We start from the raw sequence: 19239 nt of genomic DNA, 5'->3' as shown, positions 1-19239 counted from the left end.
CAAGTGCGGCCGGCTACTCCGACACGGAGGCCAGGTAGGCGGCGGTCAGCTCGGGGGTGGCCAGCCAGGCGGCGTGGTCGCTCGGCTCGGCGTAGGTGTTGGCGAGCCGGCGGCCGACCTCGGGGTGGTCGGCGGCGGCCGCGAACACGGCTTGGACGTGCTCCGGGACGGTCAGCATCGCGGTAGTGAACTCCACGCTGTGACGGGCCTGTTGCTGCCAGAACCGCTCGGCGGTGCGGCACATCCAGTCGGCCGTGAACGGGGCGTCGCCGTGTTCGACGACGGCCCGGTGGTAGGTCTCGGCGGCCCGGGCGGCGTTGTTGGCGCCCTGCCCGGTGATCGGGTCGGTGACCACCACCGCGTCGCCGAGGCCCAGCACGTGGACGGCGTCCACGCCCGAGCCGAGTTCCGCCACCGGGCGCCGGACCACCGGGGTGACCGCGCCGAACAGCCCGGCCCCGGCGTCGGTCGGCTCGGCCTCCGTCCAGAGCTCCGCCTCCCAGGGCAGGTACTCGCCCAACAGCTCGCGGATCCGGGCCAGTTGGACGTCCGGCGGCGGAGCGTCGCCGAACGCGTCCAGCGGACTGCCGGGCAGCGCCTCCCAGAGCAGGACGTCGCAGGGGCCGGAGAGGGTGAGCGCCGGCTGCAGGTACAGCTCGGCGAGGCCGGGCAGGGCGTTCATCCGGGCCCTCGGCCCGGCGGCCGGGTCCGGCGAGCCGACGCCGTGCGCGTACAGGCAGGACAGGGCCCGCTGCGGCCGGTCGAAGGGCGAGCGGGCGGCGTCGCGCTCGAAGATCCCGGACAGCGCGCCGCGCCCGGCCGCGACGACGGTCAGCTCGTGCCGGCGGGCCAGTTCGTGCAGCCCGTCGCGGTCCAGCGTGCGGTACTCGACCTCGCCGCCGCGCTCGGCCAGCAGCTCCAGCCAGCCGGCCAGCTTGAGCCGCTGGTCCACCGACTGGGCGGGCTCGTCCAGCGTCATGGTGTACTCCAGCGCCCGCACGCCCGGGGGCGCCGCCAGCACCGCCTCCACCGAGGAGACGGCCGGCGCCCGCTCCGCCCAGAGGTCCAGCCCGGCCGCCGCCTCGATCCGCAGCGCGGGGCCGAACATCGCCTGGGTGGACAGCACCCGGCCGCCGCGCAGCTGCTCCGGGGTGCGCTCGGCGACCAGGGTCACCCGGTACCCGTCCGCCACCAGGCCGAGCGCGAGTTGGAGGCCGGCCTGGCCCGCTCCGACAACGGCGATCCGGCGCACGGCTGCCTCCTGGTGGTCTGCTGACGGTCCGTCAAGCAGGCACAGTAGCCGAGCGGGCGCGCTCCGGGCACCGGCACGGGGCGGATCGCCCCGGAGGCGGGTTCGAAGGGCGGTGCGGTGTCCGGTGCGCGCCCCCGGCGGCCGGGCCGGGCCCGGCGCCCGACCGGTCACCGGCCGGCTCAGCCGCGCAGGTGCGCGGTGAGCACCTCCACCACGTCCGTCGTCCGGTCGGCCAGGTAGAAGTGCCCGCCCGGGAAGACCCGCAGGTCGAAGGCGCCGGTGGTGTGCCGCTCCCACTGGCCGACCTGGTCGACGGTGGCGTGCGCGTCGGACTCCCCCGCCAGGGCGGTGATCGGCAGCGACACGGTCGCGTCCGGGGCACTGCGGTAGGTCTCCACGGCCGTGTAGTCGGCCCGCAGGCTCGGCAGGATCAGCTCGCGCAGCGCGGGCAGGGCGAGGACCCGGTCGTCCGTGCCGCCGAGCGCGGAGATCTCGGCGAGCAGTTCGTCGTCGGGCAGCTGGTGGACGGCGGTCGTCCGGGGCAGCGAGGGCGCGCGCCCGGCCGAGACGAACAGCCGGTCGGGCCCCTTCACGCCGTCGCGCTCGAAGCACCGGACCGTCTCGAAGGCGACGGCCGCGCCCATGCTGTGGCCGAAGAAGGTGAGCGGACGGTCCGTCCACTCCCGCAGCTCCCGGGCGAGCTGCTCGGCGAGCCCGGTCACCGAGCCGATCGTCGGCTCGGTGATGCGGTTCTGCCGGCCCGGGTACTGGACGGCGAGCACGTCGGCGTGCGGCGCCAGCGCGTTGGCGTACTCCAGGTAGTAGCTGGCCGAGCCGCCGGCGTGCGGGAAGATCACGATCCGGGCGGGCGCGGAGTCGGACGGGTTGAACCTGCGGAACCACGGATTCTCGACGACGGCGCTGCTGGACATGCGGGGTGCGACCTCTCTCCGTGACGGACTCTGCCGGCCCCAGTCTGGCAGTGCCCGGCGGGCCGTGGGGGATCGTTGTGACGATCATGGCCCGGGGTGGGCCGGTTCCCGTCTCACCGCCGCCTGACGGCATGCGCCCGGTCCGCCGGGCACGGGCCTGGCCCCGCCCCGACGTTCAGCCCGCGCCCCCGAAGCGCACCGCCTCGGCGCGGGAGCGGGAGACGGCGTCGAGCAGCAGGACGGACGAGGCCTCCGGCGTCGGCACCGGCCCGCCGGAGCGCACGTGCCGGGTGAAGGCGGCCAACAGCCGTTCCAGGCCCCGGTGGTGGCGGGCGAAAACCCCGGTGGAGGCGTACCGGCCGCGCGCCCGCTGGCCGTCCAGGGCGGTGGCGGCGCCGACGTCCAGCAGCACCAGGTGCAGTTCACGGCCCCGGCGGCCCGCCTCCCGGGCGAGCCAGCGCCGCATCCAGGCCCGGCTGCCGCAGTCGTGCACCAGCAGCGGCCCGCCGCCGCGCACCGAGGAGCGCAGCAGCCGGAAGTGCTCCAGCCGGGCCCACGGCCGGTACACCGCGTACGGCAGGGCGGCGGGCATCACCGCCTCGCAGGCCTCGTGCACCGTCCGCGGGTCCACGGCCCGGACGTCCGCCCCGGACCAGCGCCGCAGCAGCGTGCTCTTCCCGGCCCCCGGCAGCCCGGACACCACCACGACGGCGTCGGCCGGGTAGGCGGTGACGAACCCCGCCCCGGCCTCGCCCCGCAGATCGACCACGCCGCACGGCGCCACGACCGCGTCCACCATGCCGCCCACCAGCCCGAACCCCCGTTCACGTCCGACCGGGAACCCTAACAACAACGCCCGGCCACCGCTCACCCGCGCCCACCGGTGCCCGTGCGGCCGGGGCGGCCGCGGTGCGTCCGCGGGCCCGCCGTCCACTAGGCTGACGCACCGTCAGACAGGAGGGTGGGCCATGGCGGAGGCCGCTGCGACGTACACCGCGCAGGTGCTGGACGGGCTGGCGCGCGATCCGGGCCGGGTGGCGATCCGGGCCGGGGACGAGGCGTGGAGCGGGCGGCGGTGCCTGGACCTGGTGCACCGCACCGCCCGCGCGCTGGAGCGGGCCGGGCTCGGGCGCGGGGACGGCGTGACGGTGCTGGCCGGGAACCGGCCGGAGGCCCTGCTGGTGCGACTGGCCGCGAACCTGCTGGGCTGCCGGGTGGCGATGCCGTTCCCGGACGGGCCGGTGGCGGAGCAGGTGGCGCTGGCGGAGTTCGCCGGGACGTCCGCGCTGGTCTTCGACCCGGGCCGGTACGCGGCGGCGGCCGACGGGATCGCGCGGGCGGTGCCCTCGGCCGTCCTGCTCTCCCTGGGCCCGCCGCCGCCCGGGCTCGGCACCGACCTGCTGGACCTCGCCGCGGGCCTCTCCCCCGCCCCGTTCGAAGCCCGCTACCGGCCCGAGGACGTGATGGCGGTGCGCTTCACCGGCGGCACCACCGGGCGCCCGAAGGGGGTGCTGCGCCGCTTCGCCCGTCCGCCGCGCCCGCCGCTGCTGTCCGGGTCCGTCTTCCTGCTGTGCACCCCGCTCTGCCACGGCGGCGGCACCTCGGCGGACCTGGCCCTGGCCGCCGGCGGCACGGTGGTGATGCAGGACGAGTTCGACGCCGGCGCCGTGCTGGCCGCGGTCGAGCGGTACCGGGTGAGCCGGGTCTACCTGCCGCCGCACCTGCTGTACCGGCTGCTGGACCACCCGCTGCTGCCCATCACCGACACCGGCAGCCTGCGCCGGGTCGGCTACACCGGCTGCGCGCCCTCGCCGCGGCGCCTGGCCGAGGCGACCCGGCGGCTGGGCCGGGTGCTGCACCAGACCTACAGCCTGACGGAGTGCGGGCCGGTCACCCGGCTGGGCCCGGACGAGCACCTGGCGCCGCGCCTGCTGACCACCGCCGGCCGCCCGTACCCGGACACCGGACTGCTGATCCTGGACGAGGACGGCACGGAGCTGCCGCCGAACCGCACCGGGGAGATCTGCGTCCGGACGCCGACCGCGATGGCCGGCTACTGGCGCGAACCGGAGCTGACCGAGCGGGTGCTCCGGGGCGGCTGGCTGCACACCGGGGACCTGGGCAGCCTGGACGCGGCCGGCTATCTGACGGTGGCCGGGCGGCGGGACCCGATGGCCATCGTCGAGGGGCTCAATGTGTTCCCCCGCGAGATCGAGGAGCCGCTGCTCTCCCACCCGGAGGTCCGCGAGGCGGTGATGTTCACCACCACCGACCCGGACCGCCTGGAGCGGGTGCACGCCGCCGTCGCCCTCGCCCCCGGCTCGCGGCTGACGGCCGGGGAGCTGCAGCGGTGGGCCCGGGCGCGCGGCCTGGGCTCGTGCGCCCCCGACACGCTCCTGCTGCTTCCCGCGATCCCGCTGAACGGCCTCGGGAAGCCGGACCTCGGCTCCTTGAGGGCCCAGGTGGACGACGGGGCCGGACGAGCGCCCGCCACCGCAGGGGCGTGCGACACGGCGTGACGCGCCCCGCGAGTGCTTCGAGCGCCCACGCGGGCGGCCTCTTGTGCACCACCCGGCGGGAAGAACCGTCCGTGGACACTCGACCGTGCGGCCCGACCTGCCGATACCTCCCGGGCGGCGTCGCGCGCGTCGGTGTGGGCCGCACCGTTCCCCAGGAGGCACTACCTTGACCTGGCTACGCGTCCTGACCGCACTGGGCATCCTCGCCGTGGCGGCCAGTGCGCTGATCGTCTTCGCCCTCTGCACCGCCACCTCCCGCGGCGAGCGCGCCGCGCAGGAGGCGCCGCCCGACCTCCGTACGGACGCCGAGGGCAGCGGCCTCTTCCAGCGGACGGGCGGCGACGGCTGACCGTCCGGGGAGGCGGCGGCCGCCGCCTCCCCGTCCCGACCTGCCGACCCGGCCCGCCCGATCCGGAGCGGCCCGGATCAGTGGCCCGCGATGTCGTCCGGCCGGACCTCGATGTGGTCGGCCGCGAGGTCCACCGCCACCCGGTGCTCCATGCCGAGCGACTCCAGGAACTTGACCGGCAGCTGCACCCGGCCGCCGCGGTCCAGCATCACGTACTCGCGCTCGTTCACCGACTCCTCGCCGTGCTCGTCCGTCACCGTGCGGCGCAGCACCTCGCTGGCGGTGCGCCCGTCCCGGATCGCGACCGTGCGGCGGACCTCGCCCGCGACCATCGGGTCGTGGGTGACGATCACGACGGTGGCGCCCAGTTCGCGGTTGACGGTCCGGAAGGACTCGAAGATGATCCCGGCGGTCTCCGAGTCCAGCTCGCCGGTGGGCTCGTCGGCGAGCAGCACCGGCGGGTTGTTGGCCATCCCGACCGCGATCGCCACCCGCTGCTGCTGACCGCCGGAGAGCTCGTGGGGCTTGCGGTGGGCCAGCTCGCCGATGTCCAGCGCCTCCAGCAGCTCGGCCACCCGGGCGGCCTGCCGCTTGGCCCCGCCGGCGCCCGAGCGGCCGCGCAGCTGCATCGGCAGCGCGATGTTCTCGGCCGCGGTGAGGAAGGGCAGCAGGTTGCGGGCGGTCTGCTGCCAGATGAAGCCGACCACCTCGCGCCGGTAGCGCAGCCGCTCCTTGACCGACATCTCCAGCAGGTCGCAGCCCGCCACGGTGGCGGTGCCGGCGGTCGGCACGTCCAGCCCGGCCAGGATGGTGAGCAGGGTGGACTTGCCGCTGCCCGAGGCGCCGACCAGGGCGACCAGGTCGCCCTGTCGGATGGTCAGTTCCAGGCCCTGGAGCGCCTGGACCTCGACCCCCTCCGCGCTGAAGATCCGGACCAGCCGGTCGCAGACGATGGCCGCGCCCTCGCCGTACGCCTTCGGCGAGGCGGCGGCCAGCGCCCGCTGCTGGAGCTCCTGGAGGCTGGGGGCCTCGGCGACCGTCCGCTCCTGGGGAGTGCTCTTCACCGCTCGTCTCCTGTCTCGACTGTCCGCTTCATCGCACCGTTCTCCACTGTCCTGGCGGCCGCGGGGCCCGGCACGGGCCGTGCACCGCTCCCGTCCGCCGGTCGCGGCCCTCCGTCCGCGTCACCGGCCGCCGCCGTTCCCGGCCTCATTGCCGCTCCCCCGCTCGCAGTTCGGTGGCGATCTGGCGCCGTCCGGCGACCAGTGTCTCCAGCACCACGCCGAGGCAGACCACCAGGGTCAGACCGGCGGTGGGCAGCAGCACCGGCAGCACCGCCGGGGCCAGGGTCTCGCCGACCGTGGCGCCGACCAGCGCCGAGAGGTCGAAGGCGCCCCCGAGCAGCGCGACCGCGGCCAGGGCGACCAGGCCGCCGCCGACGGCCGCCGCCAGGGTCTGCGGCAGCGACTCGGCGATGATCAGCGCCAGCCCCTGCCGGGGCCGCAGGCCCATGGTGCGCAGCCGGGCGAGCACCGCCGTACGGTCCGGCGCGGCCCGCAGCAGCGTCAGCAGCACGGCCAGCAGGGCGAATCCGGCGGCGGCGAAGCCCGCGTACCAGAACATCCGTCCGGCGGCGTGCTGCACCGGGTCGGCGGCCAGCTCGGCGATCTTCTCGCGGCTGCTGTGCACCGCGTAGCCGGGAGGCAGGCCGCCGGACGTCTTTCCGGCCGCCCTGGCCTCCTCGTCGACCAGTCGGGCGTGCTTGCCCAGGTTCACGCCGGTGGCGATGCCGCGCTCGATGAGCAGGGCGCGGACCCGGTCCGGGTCGACGTCGCCGACCGCGAACCACTTGTTCACCTTGCTCGCCCGCCTGAGCTCCGGCAGGCGCTCCGTGGCGGGGCCGGCCGGCACCACGACGAACGGCTTGCCGGGATCCGCCAGGGCGGGCGTGGCGGTGACGATCCCGGCGACGGCGGTGGCCAGCTGGCTCCCGGTGGGCGTGCGCACCTGCGGCGCACCCGCGGCCAGCCGGTCGGCCAGGTCCCGGCTGAACAGCGCGGGCACCGGGGCGTCCTGGCCGGCCGGCGCGGCGGCCAGCGCGGCCGGGTCGAACTCGCCGACCCCGGCGGTGCGGGAGATCTCCGCGTAGGCCTGGGGGTCGACCGTCACCAGGATGGCGTCGGTGCTGACCCGGTCGCCGCCGATGAAGGTGGCCCGCTCCTCGACCCAGGCGCCGGTCGCGGCCCGGACGCCGGGCAGCTCGCCGGCCGCCTTGGTGAAGGCCTCCGGCAGGCCGGCGTAGGTCGGGACGCTGACGGACACGTCGCCGCCGGTGGCGATGCGCGCGGCACGCGTCCGGGAGTGGTCCACCGTGTCGAGCACGGTGGCCCCGAAGCCGGTGGCCGTGACGGCGATCAGCAGGGCGAGCAGCGGCAGCGCGGAGGGCCGGCGCCGGCCCGAGTTGTCGCGGGCGGCCCGGACCAGGCCGAGGAAGCCGACCAGTCCGCGGCCGCGGCCGGCGAGTGCCGCCAGCCAGCCGACCACGACCGGCTCGATCCGGGCCAGCAGCAGGCCGCCGGAGACGGCGAGCAGCAGCGGGGCGGCCACCAGCAGCGGGTCCACGTCGCTGCCCGGGTGGCCGACGCCGCGACGGCGGACCTCGGCCACGGCGGCGGCGGTGACGCCCAGCACGGCGAGTTCGCCGATCACCCGGCGCCAGCCGCCGGCCGCCCGGGGACGCGCCCAGAGCAGCGCGGCCCGGGCCGGGAAGGCGAGGATCGCGAACAGGGTCACGGCGAGGGCGAGCAGCACCGAGTCGCCCCAGCGCGGGGTGGGCAGCAGCACCAGCGCGAGGGCCGTGCCGACCACCGCCGCGGGCAGCACCGTCACCGCGCCCTCGCCGAGCAGCCGCAGCAGCACTCCGCCGCGCGAGCCGCCGCGGGCCTGGAGCAACCGGATCTCGGCGGTGCGCCGGTCCGTGCTGAGCGCCGCGGCCAGGCAGAGCACGACGACCGCGACACCGGCGACCCCGGCGGGCCCGACGGCGCCCAGCGGGCCCGCGGCCCGGTAGCGGTCGGCGGCCCGGGCGAGGACGTCCGGCATCAGCGAGGTGGCGTGCAGGTCGGCCCGGAGGGTCGAGTCGACCAGGGCGGTCATGCCGGGGCCGGCCATGTACGAGCCGAGGGTCGCGCGGGTCCGGTCGAGCTGGTCGGCGCGCAGTGGACCGGGGTCCACGGGCAGCCGCCAGAAGTTCTGGCCGCTCCCGCCCCAGACGGACAGCGCGGGCAGGCTGCCGCCGTCGACGAAGCCGGTGGTCCAGTACCAGGCGGCGTCGCCCTTGAGGCCCAGGCAGGCCCTGGCCGGACAGCCGAGTCCCTCCCAGAACGGGTCCTGGGGGTCGTTGACCCGGTAGAGGCCGACCACGGTGGTGCGCAGCGTGAAGGGCCCGTCGGTGCCGCTCTCGATGACGTCGCCGACCTTGATGTTGATGGTCTCGGCGGCCTGCTGGCTCAGTGCGATCGGCAGCGGGCCGTCGGCCGGGGCGGGGCCCGGCCAGGTGCCCGCGGTCAGGGTCGTCCGGTCCGCGAGGCCGTGCAGGTAGTACAGGCCGAGGCCCGGCACGGCGTTGTCGGAGATCCGGGTGAACCCGGGGTTGAACATCTTGCGCTCGGTCTTGACCCGGGTGCCGTAGGTCTGGGCCGACGGCAGCAGTGGGAGGTCCCGTCCGATCCGCTGGTCCAGCTTCCGCTGGATCGCCTCCAGGTCCGCCCCGGTGTCGATCCGGGCCGTCTCGGCGGTGTACTCCAGGTTGGTCACGCCGGCGCCCAGGCTGCGGGTGAACTCCTGGAGCGCGGTGTCCGCGCCCCGGTCCGCGACGCGGGGGTAGGCCGACGCCAGGAACACGGTGACGAGGACGAGGGCCGCCGTGAGCAGCGCGGCCAGCGGCATCGCGCGCAGCCTGGTACGGACCCAGGGCGCGGGCCGGTGGGCACGCACGGGCCCGGACGCGGGCGCGGGCTCGGGGGTGGGCACGGTGGTGCCGGACTCGGTGGTCACATCTCCTCCACGTGGCGCAGCCGGGAGGCCACGTCCCGGCGCCGGCGTCCGAGCAGGAAGGCCGACAGCAGCGGGACGACGGCGATCGCGGCCGCGAACAGCAGCGCCTGACCGATCGGCAGCTCGACCAGGGCCTCGGGCAACGGGCGGCGGGCGGCCGGGGTGAGCACCACGAAGGGCACGATCAGCCGCACCAGCAGGGCGCCCAGGGCCAGACCGACGATCCCGCCGAGGCCGACCAGCACCGCGTTCTCGGCGGCGACGGTGCGGGTGACCTGCTTGCGCGGGGCGCCGAGGGCGAGCAGCAGCGCGGAGTCCCGGGAGCGCTCGTGGGCGGAGCCGGCCACGGCGGCCGCGAAGCCGATCGCGGCGAGGATCCCGGTGACGACGGCGATCGCCATCAGCGCGCTCTGCGGGGCGGCCCCGACCGGGTCGCCGAGGAGGCCGTCGGCGACCTCCTCGTAGAGCGCGAGGTCCTGGCTCCCGGGGGCGCCGCGCAGGGCGGCGGCGGTCTCGGCCGGGGCGCGGTCGCCCGGCCCGGTGGCGGGCAGCCACCACTCGGTGCGGGTGGGCAGGTTGCGGTCCTGGACGGACAGCACCCGGGCGACGGTGCCGAGGTCCATCACCAGGGCCCGGCGGCCGGCCACCGGCACGGCCTCGGCCGCGGCGGTCACCTTGACCGGGACGACGACCCCGCTGAACGGCACCTGGAGGGTGTCGCCGACCGACGCTCCGACGGCCTTCAGGTAGTCGCGGGTGGCGACGGCGCCGACGGTGGCCGGAGCGGCCGACCCGATCGAACCGGCCGGGGTCAGGACGGCGCGCACCGCGTCGCCGATGCCCCTGGCGGAGCGGTAGCGGACGGTGAACAGGCTGTCGGCGGCGGCCTTCTCGGAGTCGAGCGCGGCCACCGGCGAGGTCTCCGCGGCGGAGCGGGCCGCCGGGGGCTTCAGGCTCCAGGCGGCACCGGCCGGCACCGGGACGGCGGTCGACGGTCCGTCGGCGGACTCCGAGACGGCCAGGTTCCGCACGGTGACCTCGCCGGCGTCGTGGTCGCTGAAGGCGACGGTCGCGCCGACCACGGTCAGCGGAGCGGCGACCGAGCCCACCGGGGCGTCGACCAGCGCGCCGAGCCGGATCGAGGTGCGGACCTGGCCGTTCAGCGGGAGGTCGCCGAACGGGACCTTGTAGACCAGGCCGAACCGGTCGCGCAGCAGCAGCCGGACCTCGGGGTGGACGGGGTTGCGCCAGGCGGAGGCCTGCCCCGGCTGGCTCACCGCGATGTCGGCGTCGATCCGCAGCGGCCGGCCCGGCAGCGGGATGCCGGCCACGGCCGGTGCGGCGAGACTTCCGAACACCTCCGCGCCGGAGCGGCCGTCGATCAGGTCGGAGCGGACCGGGACGCGCTCCGCGAAGGCTGCGGCGTCCACGGCCAGCAGCTGGCCGGCGCCGCCCTGCAGCGGCTGCTCGTCGCGCACCACCGGGAGCACCCGGTCGCCGCCGGGCAGGCTGCCGAAGCGGCCGCCCTGGCCCATCAGGGAGTTGTGCGAGCCGGAGATCCGCAGGCCCCCGGCCGTGGTGAAGGCGGCCTGGTCGCGCTGGGAGGAGGTCCAGGTGGCGTGCTGGCCCAGTGCCAGGACACCGGTGGCCACGGCCATGACGAGCAGCAGTACCGGGCCGGTGGCCCGGCCGGGCCGGCGGGCCAGCTGCCAGCCGACCATGGCGGGGCCGAGGCCCCGGCCCCGAGCCGCCGCGCGGGCGCCGAGCCGGGCGACGAGCGGGAGCAGCCGCAGCACCACCAGGGTGCCGGCGCAGAGCGCGAGGGTCGGGGTGGCGACCAGCAGCAGGTCCACGTCGAGCCGGCCGCTGGAGTCGGGGGACAGCCCGCCGCCGTACTGGTCGAGCTGCTGGTAGGCGAGCGCGGCCAGGGCGAGCACGGCGAGGTCGCCGCCGTTGCGGGCGACGCCGGAGACGACGGCCTGGCGGCGGCCGGCCCGGCGGCGCAGGGCGGCGCCGAGGCCGCGCACCACGCTGGGCACGGTGGCCAGCAGGATGCAGGCGAACGCGCAGACCACGGCCACCGGCCAGAGCGACCAGCTGATGCCGGTGTCCAGGGCGATCTGCCGGGAGCTGCCGAGGCCGGCCAGCGCGCGGACCAGGACCGGGGTCAGCAGCGGCGCGAACACCGCCGCGGGCAGGGCCAGCAGCAGCGACTCCAGGGCGGTGAAGGAGCCGAGCCGGACGGCCGAGGCGCCGCGCGCGGCGAGCATCTCGTTCTCGGACTCCTGCCGCGCGGCGATCAGGTGGACGACCAGCAGCAGGGCCGCGGCGGCGAGCACCGCCAGCTGGAGGGCGCCGATCAGCAGGGTGGACCGGGCGACCACCATGCTGGCGGACAACTCGTTCATGATGTCCGGCAGTTCGGTCGACGCTCCGAGCGAGGCGGTGCGCCGCAGTTCCTCGGAGAGGGCCCGGGCGCGGTCGCCGACGGCCTGCGCGGTGGCCCGGTCGGTGCCGGAGAAGTCGGCGTCCAGCGACCAGCCGGCGCCGCTCTGGAGCAGGCCGGCCGTGGTGAAGGCGCTCCGGTCGACCATCATCGGGCCGAAGGTGGTGAAGCCGCCGACCTCGATCTCGTGGCCGCCGACCGGGTCGATCCGCCAGTACGGGGCGGTCGAGTCGGTGGCCCGGTAGACGCCGGTGATCCGGACGGTCAGCGGCTTGCCGTCGGTCCGGTCGACGATCCGGACCTCGGCGGGCAGGGCCTGCTCGGTCAGGCCGAGCCGGCGCAGCAGGCTCTGCGGGACGGCGGCCTCCGGGGCGGCGGACTGCACCGGCGCGGTGGCGGCGGCCGGCCAGGCGCCGGCCAGCAGTTGGACCCGGCCGCGGTCGAGGTCGGCGAGGACGGTGAGGTCGAGCGGGGCACCGGCGGCCTGGCCCGCGGGGGCGCCGCCCGTGGCGGTGCCGTTGGCGGGTGCGCCGTTGGGGGCACTGCCGTTGGCGGGTGCGCCGTCCGCGGCGGTGCCGGAGACCGGCAGGCCGTAGGAACGGCTGCGCGTCAGGCTGTCGGTGCGGACGGGCAGGTCGCCGAAGAGTTTCTGCCGGTAGGCGGCGACGGCCGCCTCGTCCTTGGTCCGCTGGTCGAGTCCGTGCTCACCGGTCACCGCCACCGTGGTCCGGGCGTGACCGGACCCTTGGAGCGCCTGTCGCAGGCCGGCCTCGCCGACGCTGCTGTTGAAGGCGACCAAGGCGGTCAGCACGGACGTGGTGATCAGCACCGCCGCCAGAACGGCGGCAGCCAGCGGCACTCGCCCGCGCAGTCGGCGCACGACGAAGCCGAGCATCAAGTTCCTCCCCCGGATTCACGGTCCCCGGTTGCATCCCGGGCCCCGCTCGTCGATCCGATCCGAGGACAACTCGGCCGCGGACGGACACATCGGGAGCACACCGGCGCATTGATCCCCGGCAATCGGTCGCCGGATAGCGGACGATGCTGTCAGATTCGATCCGGGAACGGAAGGGACTTGCGCGAATCAAGTAAGCAGTGAGCAAATTCCTTTCCTTGGTAGCATCCGGGCCGGGGATGCCCCCGCTTGAATGCCATGCACACTTCACAACTCCGGCTTCGGCGCACCCTTTTGACCCGGGAACCGCCTTCTCGGTTTCCGGCCCGGGAACGTGAACCGCCGGAGCAGTCATATCCGTAGAACCGGACGGGATCCGGATGGAACCGGGCCGCCACGCCGCCCACAGGGGGACGCCGCATGACGCAGCATCAGGCCGCCACTGTCGACACCACCACCCGGCCGATGGTGGCCGTGACCGACCTCCGCCGGAGCTTCGGCACCGGCGAGCGCGCCGTGCACGCCCTTCGCGGCGTCTCCTTCACCGTCGGTCGCGGCGAACTCGCCGCGCTCAAGGGCCGCTCCGGCTCCGGCAAGACCACCCTGCTCAACCTGGTCGGCGGCCTGGACACACCGACCGGCGGCACCATCGCGCTGGACGGCACCGACCTCGCCGGACTGGACGAGGACGGCCGGCTCGCCCTTCGGCGGGAGCGGATCGGGTTCGTCTTCCAGTCCTTCGGGCTGATCCCGATGCTCACCGCCGCCGAGAACGTCGGCGTGCCCATGCGGCTGCGCAAGGCCCCGGCCGCCGAGCGCGAGGAGCGCGCCCACGCCCTGCTCGCCCTGGTCGGCCTGGCCGACCACGCCAACCAGCGCCCCGGCGAGCTCTCCGGCGGCCAGCAGCAGCGCGTCGCCATCGCCCGTGCGCTGGCCAACGAGCCCAGCCTGATCATCGCCGACGAGCCGACCGGTCAGCTGGACTCCGAGACCGGCCGCTCGATCATGGAACTGCTGCGCGCCGTGGTGCGCAGCGAGGGCGTCACGGTGCTGGTCGCCACCCACGACCCGACGCTGATGGGGCTCGCCGACCGGGTGATCGAGGTCCGGGACGGACGGATCATCGAGGAGGCGGCGGAACAGGCCGCCTAGCGGAGCGGGCCCCGGGGTCGGTCACGGGCGTGGGGAGGCGGGGTGCCTCCCCACGCCCGCGGGGTGCCCTTCGCACGCCCGCGGGGTTCCCTCCGCACGCCTGCCGTTCATCCCCACGCCTGCGGCGCCTTCCCATGCCCGCGGGGCGCCGGCGGTGAGGACGGGCCCTGGGTCTCGGGCCGCCGCCGGGAGAATTCCCACCCCACCTGAGCCGCCCCCACCTTCCCGACCCCGGGAAAGCCGACGGCCCGCACGCCGACGCGGAGTTCCGGCCGTGGGAATCTCTTTGTCAACGGTGCGACAGTACGTCGTTCTCGGCGGGGCCGCCCCGCGGCGGCCTCCGGCTTCGCACCGGAATCCCATGGTCAGTGGCATGGGCCACGGTCGCCGACAACTCGCCGGATTCCACTCCGCCGGAGGTTCGACGGCGATCCACTGCCGCGTTCTCCGCGCATTTCCGACCCTCCGGGAACTCGTCCGCAGAAAACGGTCGTGGTGGCCGGCTGCGAAGCCGACCACCACGACCGTCACATCCGCCCCCGGGTCACCGGGGGCCGTTCCGTCAGACCGCCGGGAAGATCTCCGCGTCCGGCTTCAGCAGCTGGCCGGGCGCCGGCGCGGTGCCGTCCACCAGGTAGCGGGTGACCAGCTGGTTCAGCGCCTGGCTGCGGCCCACGGCGCAGTGCTCGATCGAGTCGACGCTGACCAGCACCGCGTTGCCGAGCTGCTGCTGCATCCGCTCGGCGAACTTGTACTGGGTGGCCGGGTCGTAGAGGTTCCCGATCACCATCACGGTGTTGGAGGTCTTCTTGTTCCACGGGCCGGAGAAGCGCTCGGCGTCCCGGGCCGGGGCCGGCCAGCTCGCGCACGCGGGCGCGTCGAAGGCCTGGTAGCGGCCGAAGGTCGGCATGTCCTTCTCCCACGCCTTGGCCGCGTTCGCGAACACCCGGTCGTTGGAGGGGTACGGCTTGTCCTGGCAGTTGACGGCCAGGTAGGAGTCGTCCGCGGTGTACTCGGAGTCCACCGGGGCCTCCCGCAGCGCCGCCCGCGGGACGTCCACCGAGAGCAGGTTGGCGTCCTCGTCCGAGACGTTCGCCTGCGGGGCCAGCAGGGCGGTCGCGGCCGGCTTCTGGAACACCTGGTAGGTGGCCTGCAGCGACTTGGCCAGCGGGGCAAGCTTGGCCTGCGAGTACAGGGCGCTGGCGACCTCGCCGGTGAAGCTGCTGAGGGTCACCTTGGAGCCGTTCGGCAGCGTGATCGGGCTGGTCCGCAGGTGGTCGCGGAGCTGGTCGAACTTGGCCCGGGTGTCGCCCTCGCCGAAGGCGCAGCGCGGGGCGCCGGCGGCCTGGCAGCGCTTGAGGAACTCGTCCAGGGCCAGCTCGAAGCCGTTCGCCCGCTGGCGGTCGTACTCCAGGCCGTTGTGCAGGCGCAGGTTCGGGTCGACGTTGCCGTCGACGATGATCGCGCGGACCTTGTTCGGGTACATGTTGGCGTACGTCGAACCGATCAGCGTGCCGTAGGAGAACCCGGCGAAGGTGAGCTGGGAGTCACCGACGGCGCGGCGCATCCGGTCGAGGTCGCGCACCACGTTGATGGTCGACATGTGCTCGATCAGCGGGCCGGCGTTCTTGCTGCACGCGTCGGTGTAGTCCTGGTCGGCGTCCAGCGTCTCGTTGATCTCGGCCTTGGTGACCGGCACGCCGACCATGCGGTTGTTGACCGCGTCGGCGTCCTCCTGGGTCTTGAAGCACTTGAGCGGGTTGCTCCGGGCCACGCCGCGCGGGTCGAAGCCGACCAGGTCGAACTTGGACTGCACCTCGGCGCCGAAGCGGCTGGTCGTCGCCCACAGGTAACCGCTGCCGCCCGGGCCGCCGGGGTTGAGGAACAGCGAGCCGATCCGCTTCGACGGGTCGCTCGCCCGCCGCCGCATCATGGCGATGCCGATCTTCTCACCCGACGGGTTGTCGTAGTCCAGCGGCACGGGGTACACGGCGCAGTCGTAGATACCGGGGTCCGGCTTGGTCGGATCCGGGTTGCACGGCGTCCAGGCGACGGGGTCGACCTTCGCCTCGAGCAGGCCCGGGGCCTGGTCGACGGGCGCCGCCGACGCGGCGACGGCGGTGCCGGTGACAAGTGCGAGAGCGCAGGTGACCGCTCCGGCCAGCGTGGATATGCGGGACAAGGAACCTCCTCGGTACTGAAAAGGGCGGCCCCAGCCTGTCAGCCGGAGATCTCCGTGTGAAGACCTGGGAGGGGCGCAAATCATCCGCCCGACACGGAAACCGTCGAGAAACATTCTGTGAATGAACCAACTTGACGGTTGATTTGATTTGATGGCGTGTCATCCGCGTCGCCGATCGGCCGCCGGTCGGCCGGGGGTGCGGAATCCCCGTGCCCGCACCCCGGGGGCTACCGCTATCGCGCGATCGGCCGCGACAGGTCGTCCTCGGCGACGACCTGGTAGACGGCGTTCAGGCTCGGCGGGCCGACCAGGTCCTTGATCCGCTCGAAGCGGCGCGCCTCGACCGGGGCCACCCGCTCCGTCCAGGCCTCGACGGACTCCGGGTCGTGGTCGCCCTCGATCAGCGCGATGGTGACGATCTCCCGCGAGTCCTCCAGCGCGGTGGCGCTGATCACCCGGGTGCGCGGGTCGTCCGGGAACACCTCGTCCGGGATCCATGCCTTGCGGAACTCCCCGTACTCCACACCCTCGTTGAGCTTGCGCACCATCACGGCGACGAGCTGCACGGCATCCTCCCCAGAGTTTTTCTTGCAGTGCAAGAAGTTGACGCCGAGTATTGTTTTCTTGCACTGCAAGACTTGTCAAGGCCCAAGCCGCACAGCCCCGGCCGGAGCACACCGGGGCGGAGGAGGAACCGATGCCGACCCGGCGCACCCGCCCGCGGACGGGACTGACCCGCGAGAAGGTCATCGACGCCGCGCTCGCCTACGTCGACGAGCACGGCCTCGCCGCGCTCTCCAACCGCAAACTCGGAGCGGCGCTCGGCGTCGAGGGCATGACGCTCTACTACTACGTCCCCAGCAAGGCCGCCCTGCTGGACGGCATGGTGGAGCGCCTGCTGGAGCTGTCGGCCGGGAGCCTGTTCACCGAACCCGAGGGCCCGTGGACGGCGGTCGTCGGGGAGTTCGCCGTCGAGCTGCGCCGGCTGCTGCTCGACCACCCCGCCATGCTCACCGTGCTGGCCACCCGCCCGGCCGCCACGCCGGCCTCCCTCGCCCTGCTGGAGCGCGGCATCGCGGTGCTCCACGAGGACGGCGTCCCGCTCGGCGACGCGCTCGACGTGCTCAACTCCGTCGTCCGGTGGACCATCGGGCACACACTGGGCGAGGTCGGCGAGACGCCCCACCACGAAGGCACCGAGCCCCGCCCGGAGGAGTTCGCCGCACTGGACCAGGAGGTCTACCCCCACCTGGCGCGGGCCTTCGCGACCGGCGAGGGCCTCGACTCCGAGCAGTGCTTCCGGCGCACGCTGCGCATCCTGCTGGCCGGGTACGCCGCCGAACTGGCGCACGCCCGAGCGGCCGGGGCCTGATCGGACGGCTCACAGCCGGCCGTCCCGCGGGACGGGGTCGGCCGACCCCGTCTCAGCCCGCGACCGCCTCCCGGAGGGCGGCCGCCACCAGCCCGTGGACCGCGTCGGCCCCGGGCTCGCCGCCACCCACCAGGTGCTCGAAGACCAGGCCGTCGATGCAGGCCAGCAACGTGGTGGTCCGTCCGTCCGGGTCGGCCACGCCCCGGTCCGCGAGGAACCCGCGGACGGCGGCGCGCCCGGCGTTCTCCCGGGGGACGAGGATCTCGCGCAGCTCGGGGTCGCGTACGCTCTCCACCGCGCAGGCGTACCGGGCGAGCGAGCGCCGCCGCCCGTCGCCGGACAGCCGTCGCCGCATCAACTCCCGGATCCCGTCCACCAGTTCCTCCGCCGAACGGACCGGCACCTGCTGCCCCATGGCGTGCAGCTCGCCCTGGTCCAGCTCCACCAGCCGCCGCACCAGCGCGGTGAGCAGCGCCTGCCTGGTCCGCAGGTAGGCCGAGGTGGTCCCGACCGGCAGCCCGGCCGCCGCGTCGACCGCCCGGTGGGTCAGTCCGCGCACGCCGAGGTCCGCCAGCACCCCGATCGCGGCGTCCGCCAACACCGTCCGCCGGTCCGGCCGTCCCGCATCGTCGCGCTTCTGGTCCTCGTGTCGCCGCATCCCCCCTTTCTACCGGGGCCGCGCCGTCCACCGCGCATCCCGTCGGACCGGCCCGGCCGCCGACCGCCGCCAACGACCGCCCCGTCGACCACCGCCACCGGCCGCCGACCGCCGCCGACCGCCGCCGCACTGCCCGGGCGGCCCCGCCCCCACCCCCGTCCGCCCGTCGGCAGCCCCGTAGTACGCTCCTTCTACAGCTGTAGAAAGCAGCGCGGCGACACGGGAAGGACCGGGCATGAGCGGCAACAGCGCGGTGGTGGTCGGGGGCGGCATCGGCGGGCTGGCCGCCGCGATCGGGCTCCGGCTGGCGGGGTGGGACGTGACCGTGGTCGAGCGGGCGGCCGTCCTGGACGACGCGGGCGCCGGCATCTCCCTGGCCGCCAACGGGATGCGCGCGCTCGCCGCCCTGGGGGTCGGCGAGGCCGTCGAGGCGGCCGCCCGCCGCCAGTACACCGGCGGCACCCGGACCCCGGACGGCCGCCGGCTCGCCGCGATGGACGGCGCGGCCCTGGAACGCGAGCTGGGCGCACCGATCGTCGGCATCCCCCGCGCGGCGCTGCACCGCATCCTGCGCGAGGCGCTGCCCGCCAAGTCACTCGTCATCGGCACCGAGGTAGCCGAGGTGGACACCACCCGGCCGTTCCGGGTCCGGGTCGGCGTCGGCGGCACCACCCTGGAGGCCGACCTCCTGGTGGCGGCCGACGGCATCAACAGCCGGCTCCGGCGCCGCCTCTTCCCCGACCACCCCGGGCCGGTGTACAGCGGCTCGACGGTGCTGCGGGCGATCACCGAGCGCCCGATCGACGGGCTGAAGGCCGACTTCGAGCTGACCTGGGGCCACGGCGCGGAGTTCGGCCACATCGCCTTCCCGGACGGCACCGCCGAGTGGCACGCGGTCCTGAACGCCCCGGCCGGGGTCCGCTACCGGGACCCGCTGACCGAGGTCCGCCGACGCTTCGGGCGCTGGCACGAACCGATCCCCTCGCTGCTGGCCGCGACCCGGCCGGAGGCGGTGCTGCACCACGACGTCAACGCGCTGGCCACCCCGCTGCCGTCCTACGTCTCGGGCCGGATCGCCCTGCTCGGCGACGCGGCGCACGCCATGACGCCCCACCTCGGCCAGGGCGCCTGCCAGGCCCTGGAGGACGCGGTGACCCTGGCGGCGGCCCTCGCCGGGTCCCGGACGGTCGAGGGCGCGCTCGCCCACTACGACGCGGCCCGCCGCCCGCGCAGCCAGACCGTGGCCCGCGACGCCCGCCGGGCCGGCCGGATGGGCCAGCAGCTCGCCCACCCGCTGGCGGTCGGCCTGCGCAACGCCGCGATCCGGCTCACCCCGCCCGGCGCGATGGTCCGGTCCGTGCTGCGGCACGCCGACTGGACGCCGCCCCGGATCGCGCCGCGCGCCACCCTGGCGTAGGCCCGAGGC

At 75.3% G+C, this 19239-nt stretch carries 14 protein-coding genes; 5 read left to right on the top strand and 9 right to left on the bottom strand.

All coding sequences use genetic code 11. From position 1 onward, the window contains the following. Positions 1–13: 13 nt before the first annotated feature. From ACFY0X_RS17450 to ACFY0X_RS17440, 3 genes are all read right to left on the bottom strand, one after another. Positions 14–1252 carry a styrene monooxygenase/indole monooxygenase family protein gene (locus tag ACFY0X_RS17450; RefSeq protein WP_387755275.1) on the bottom strand — a complete coding sequence of 413 codons (1239 nt, stop codon included), beginning with the start codon at positions 1250–1252 and terminating at the stop codon, positions 14–16. A 179-nt stretch (positions 1253–1431) separates the two neighbouring features. Then, positions 1432–2184 (bottom strand): thioesterase II family protein, encoded by a 753-nt coding sequence (locus tag ACFY0X_RS17445; RefSeq protein ID WP_387755272.1) that lies wholly within the window; start codon positions 2182–2184, stop codon positions 1432–1434. A 175-nt stretch (positions 2185–2359) separates the two neighbouring features. Beyond that, positions 2360–2983 (bottom strand): AAA family ATPase, encoded by a 624-nt coding sequence (locus ACFY0X_RS17440; RefSeq protein WP_387755269.1) that lies wholly within the window; start codon positions 2981–2983, stop codon positions 2360–2362. Positions 2984–3152: 169 nt separating this feature from the next. Here ACFY0X_RS17440 and ACFY0X_RS17435 point away from each other — a divergent pair, with 169 nt between their 5' ends. Then, the gene (locus ACFY0X_RS17435; RefSeq protein WP_387755266.1) at positions 3153–4703 is read left to right on the top strand and encodes an AMP-binding protein; all 1551 of its coding nucleotides are present in this window, start codon (positions 3153–3155) and stop codon (positions 4701–4703) included. A 166-nt stretch (positions 4704–4869) separates the two neighbouring features. Beyond that, complete coding sequence (locus ACFY0X_RS17430; RefSeq protein WP_387755263.1) at positions 4870–5052, top strand: hypothetical protein; 183 nt, start codon at positions 4870–4872, stop codon at positions 5050–5052. Positions 5053–5129: 77 nt separating this feature from the next. Here the strand turns inward: ACFY0X_RS17430 and ACFY0X_RS17425 are convergent, their stop codons facing one another. The 3 genes from ACFY0X_RS17425 to ACFY0X_RS17415 form a co-directional block, all read right to left on the bottom strand. Further along, positions 5130–6116 carry an ABC transporter ATP-binding protein gene (locus tag ACFY0X_RS17425; protein ID WP_387755261.1) on the bottom strand — a complete coding sequence of 329 codons (987 nt, stop codon included), beginning with the start codon at positions 6114–6116 and terminating at the stop codon, positions 5130–5132. A 145-nt stretch (positions 6117–6261) separates the two neighbouring features. Further along, positions 6262–9108, bottom strand: coding sequence for a hypothetical protein (locus ACFY0X_RS17420; protein WP_387755259.1), 2847 nt, complete (start codon positions 9106–9108; stop codon positions 6262–6264). Continuing rightward, a complete protein-coding gene (locus ACFY0X_RS17415; protein ID WP_387755257.1) occupies positions 9105–12449 on the bottom strand; it encodes an FtsX-like permease family protein in 3345 nt (1114 codons plus the stop codon). Before ACFY0X_RS17415 ends, ACFY0X_RS17420 begins: the two co-directional genes overlap by 4 nt. A 420-nt stretch (positions 12450–12869) precedes the next feature. Between ACFY0X_RS17415 and ACFY0X_RS17410 the strand changes: the two genes are divergently transcribed. Then, positions 12870–13601 carry an ABC transporter ATP-binding protein gene (locus tag ACFY0X_RS17410; protein ID WP_387755254.1) on the top strand — a complete coding sequence of 244 codons (732 nt, stop codon included), beginning with the start codon at positions 12870–12872 and terminating at the stop codon, positions 13599–13601. 562 nt (positions 13602–14163) lie between these two features. On the opposite strand, the gene ACFY0X_RS17405 is transcribed toward ACFY0X_RS17410, so the two are convergent. After that, positions 14164–15783 carry an alpha/beta hydrolase gene (locus ACFY0X_RS17405; RefSeq protein WP_387755252.1) on the bottom strand — a complete coding sequence of 540 codons (1620 nt, stop codon included), beginning with the start codon at positions 15781–15783 and terminating at the stop codon, positions 14164–14166. Between the two features lie 233 nt (positions 15784–16016). Then, complete coding sequence (locus ACFY0X_RS17400) at positions 16017–16349, bottom strand: hypothetical protein (RefSeq protein ID WP_387755249.1); 333 nt, start codon at positions 16347–16349, stop codon at positions 16017–16019. A 131-nt stretch (positions 16350–16480) separates the two neighbouring features. Between ACFY0X_RS17400 and ACFY0X_RS17395 the strand changes: the two genes are divergently transcribed. Then, positions 16481–17155, top strand: coding sequence for a TetR/AcrR family transcriptional regulator C-terminal domain-containing protein (locus ACFY0X_RS17395; RefSeq protein WP_387755246.1), 675 nt, complete (start codon positions 16481–16483; stop codon positions 17153–17155). 52 nt (positions 17156–17207) lie between these two features. On the opposite strand, the gene ACFY0X_RS17390 is transcribed toward ACFY0X_RS17395, so the two are convergent. Next, positions 17208–17813, bottom strand: coding sequence for a TetR/AcrR family transcriptional regulator (locus ACFY0X_RS17390; RefSeq protein WP_387755243.1), 606 nt, complete (start codon positions 17811–17813; stop codon positions 17208–17210). Positions 17814–18048: 235 nt separating this feature from the next. On the opposite strand from ACFY0X_RS17390, the gene ACFY0X_RS17385 reads away from it, so the two are divergent. Further along, positions 18049–19230, top strand: a complete 1182-nt coding sequence (locus ACFY0X_RS17385; RefSeq protein ID WP_387755241.1) for an FAD-dependent monooxygenase — start codon at positions 18049–18051, stop codon at positions 19228–19230. Positions 19231–19239: the final 9 nt, after the last annotated feature.

The sequence above is a fragment of the Kitasatospora sp. NPDC001547 genome, from assembly GCF_042894165.1.
GTDB lineage: Bacteria > Actinomycetota > Actinomycetes > Streptomycetales > Streptomycetaceae > Kitasatospora.
Note: the sequence above shows the minus strand (reverse complement) of the source record. Positions and strands in the feature narration are given on the sequence as shown.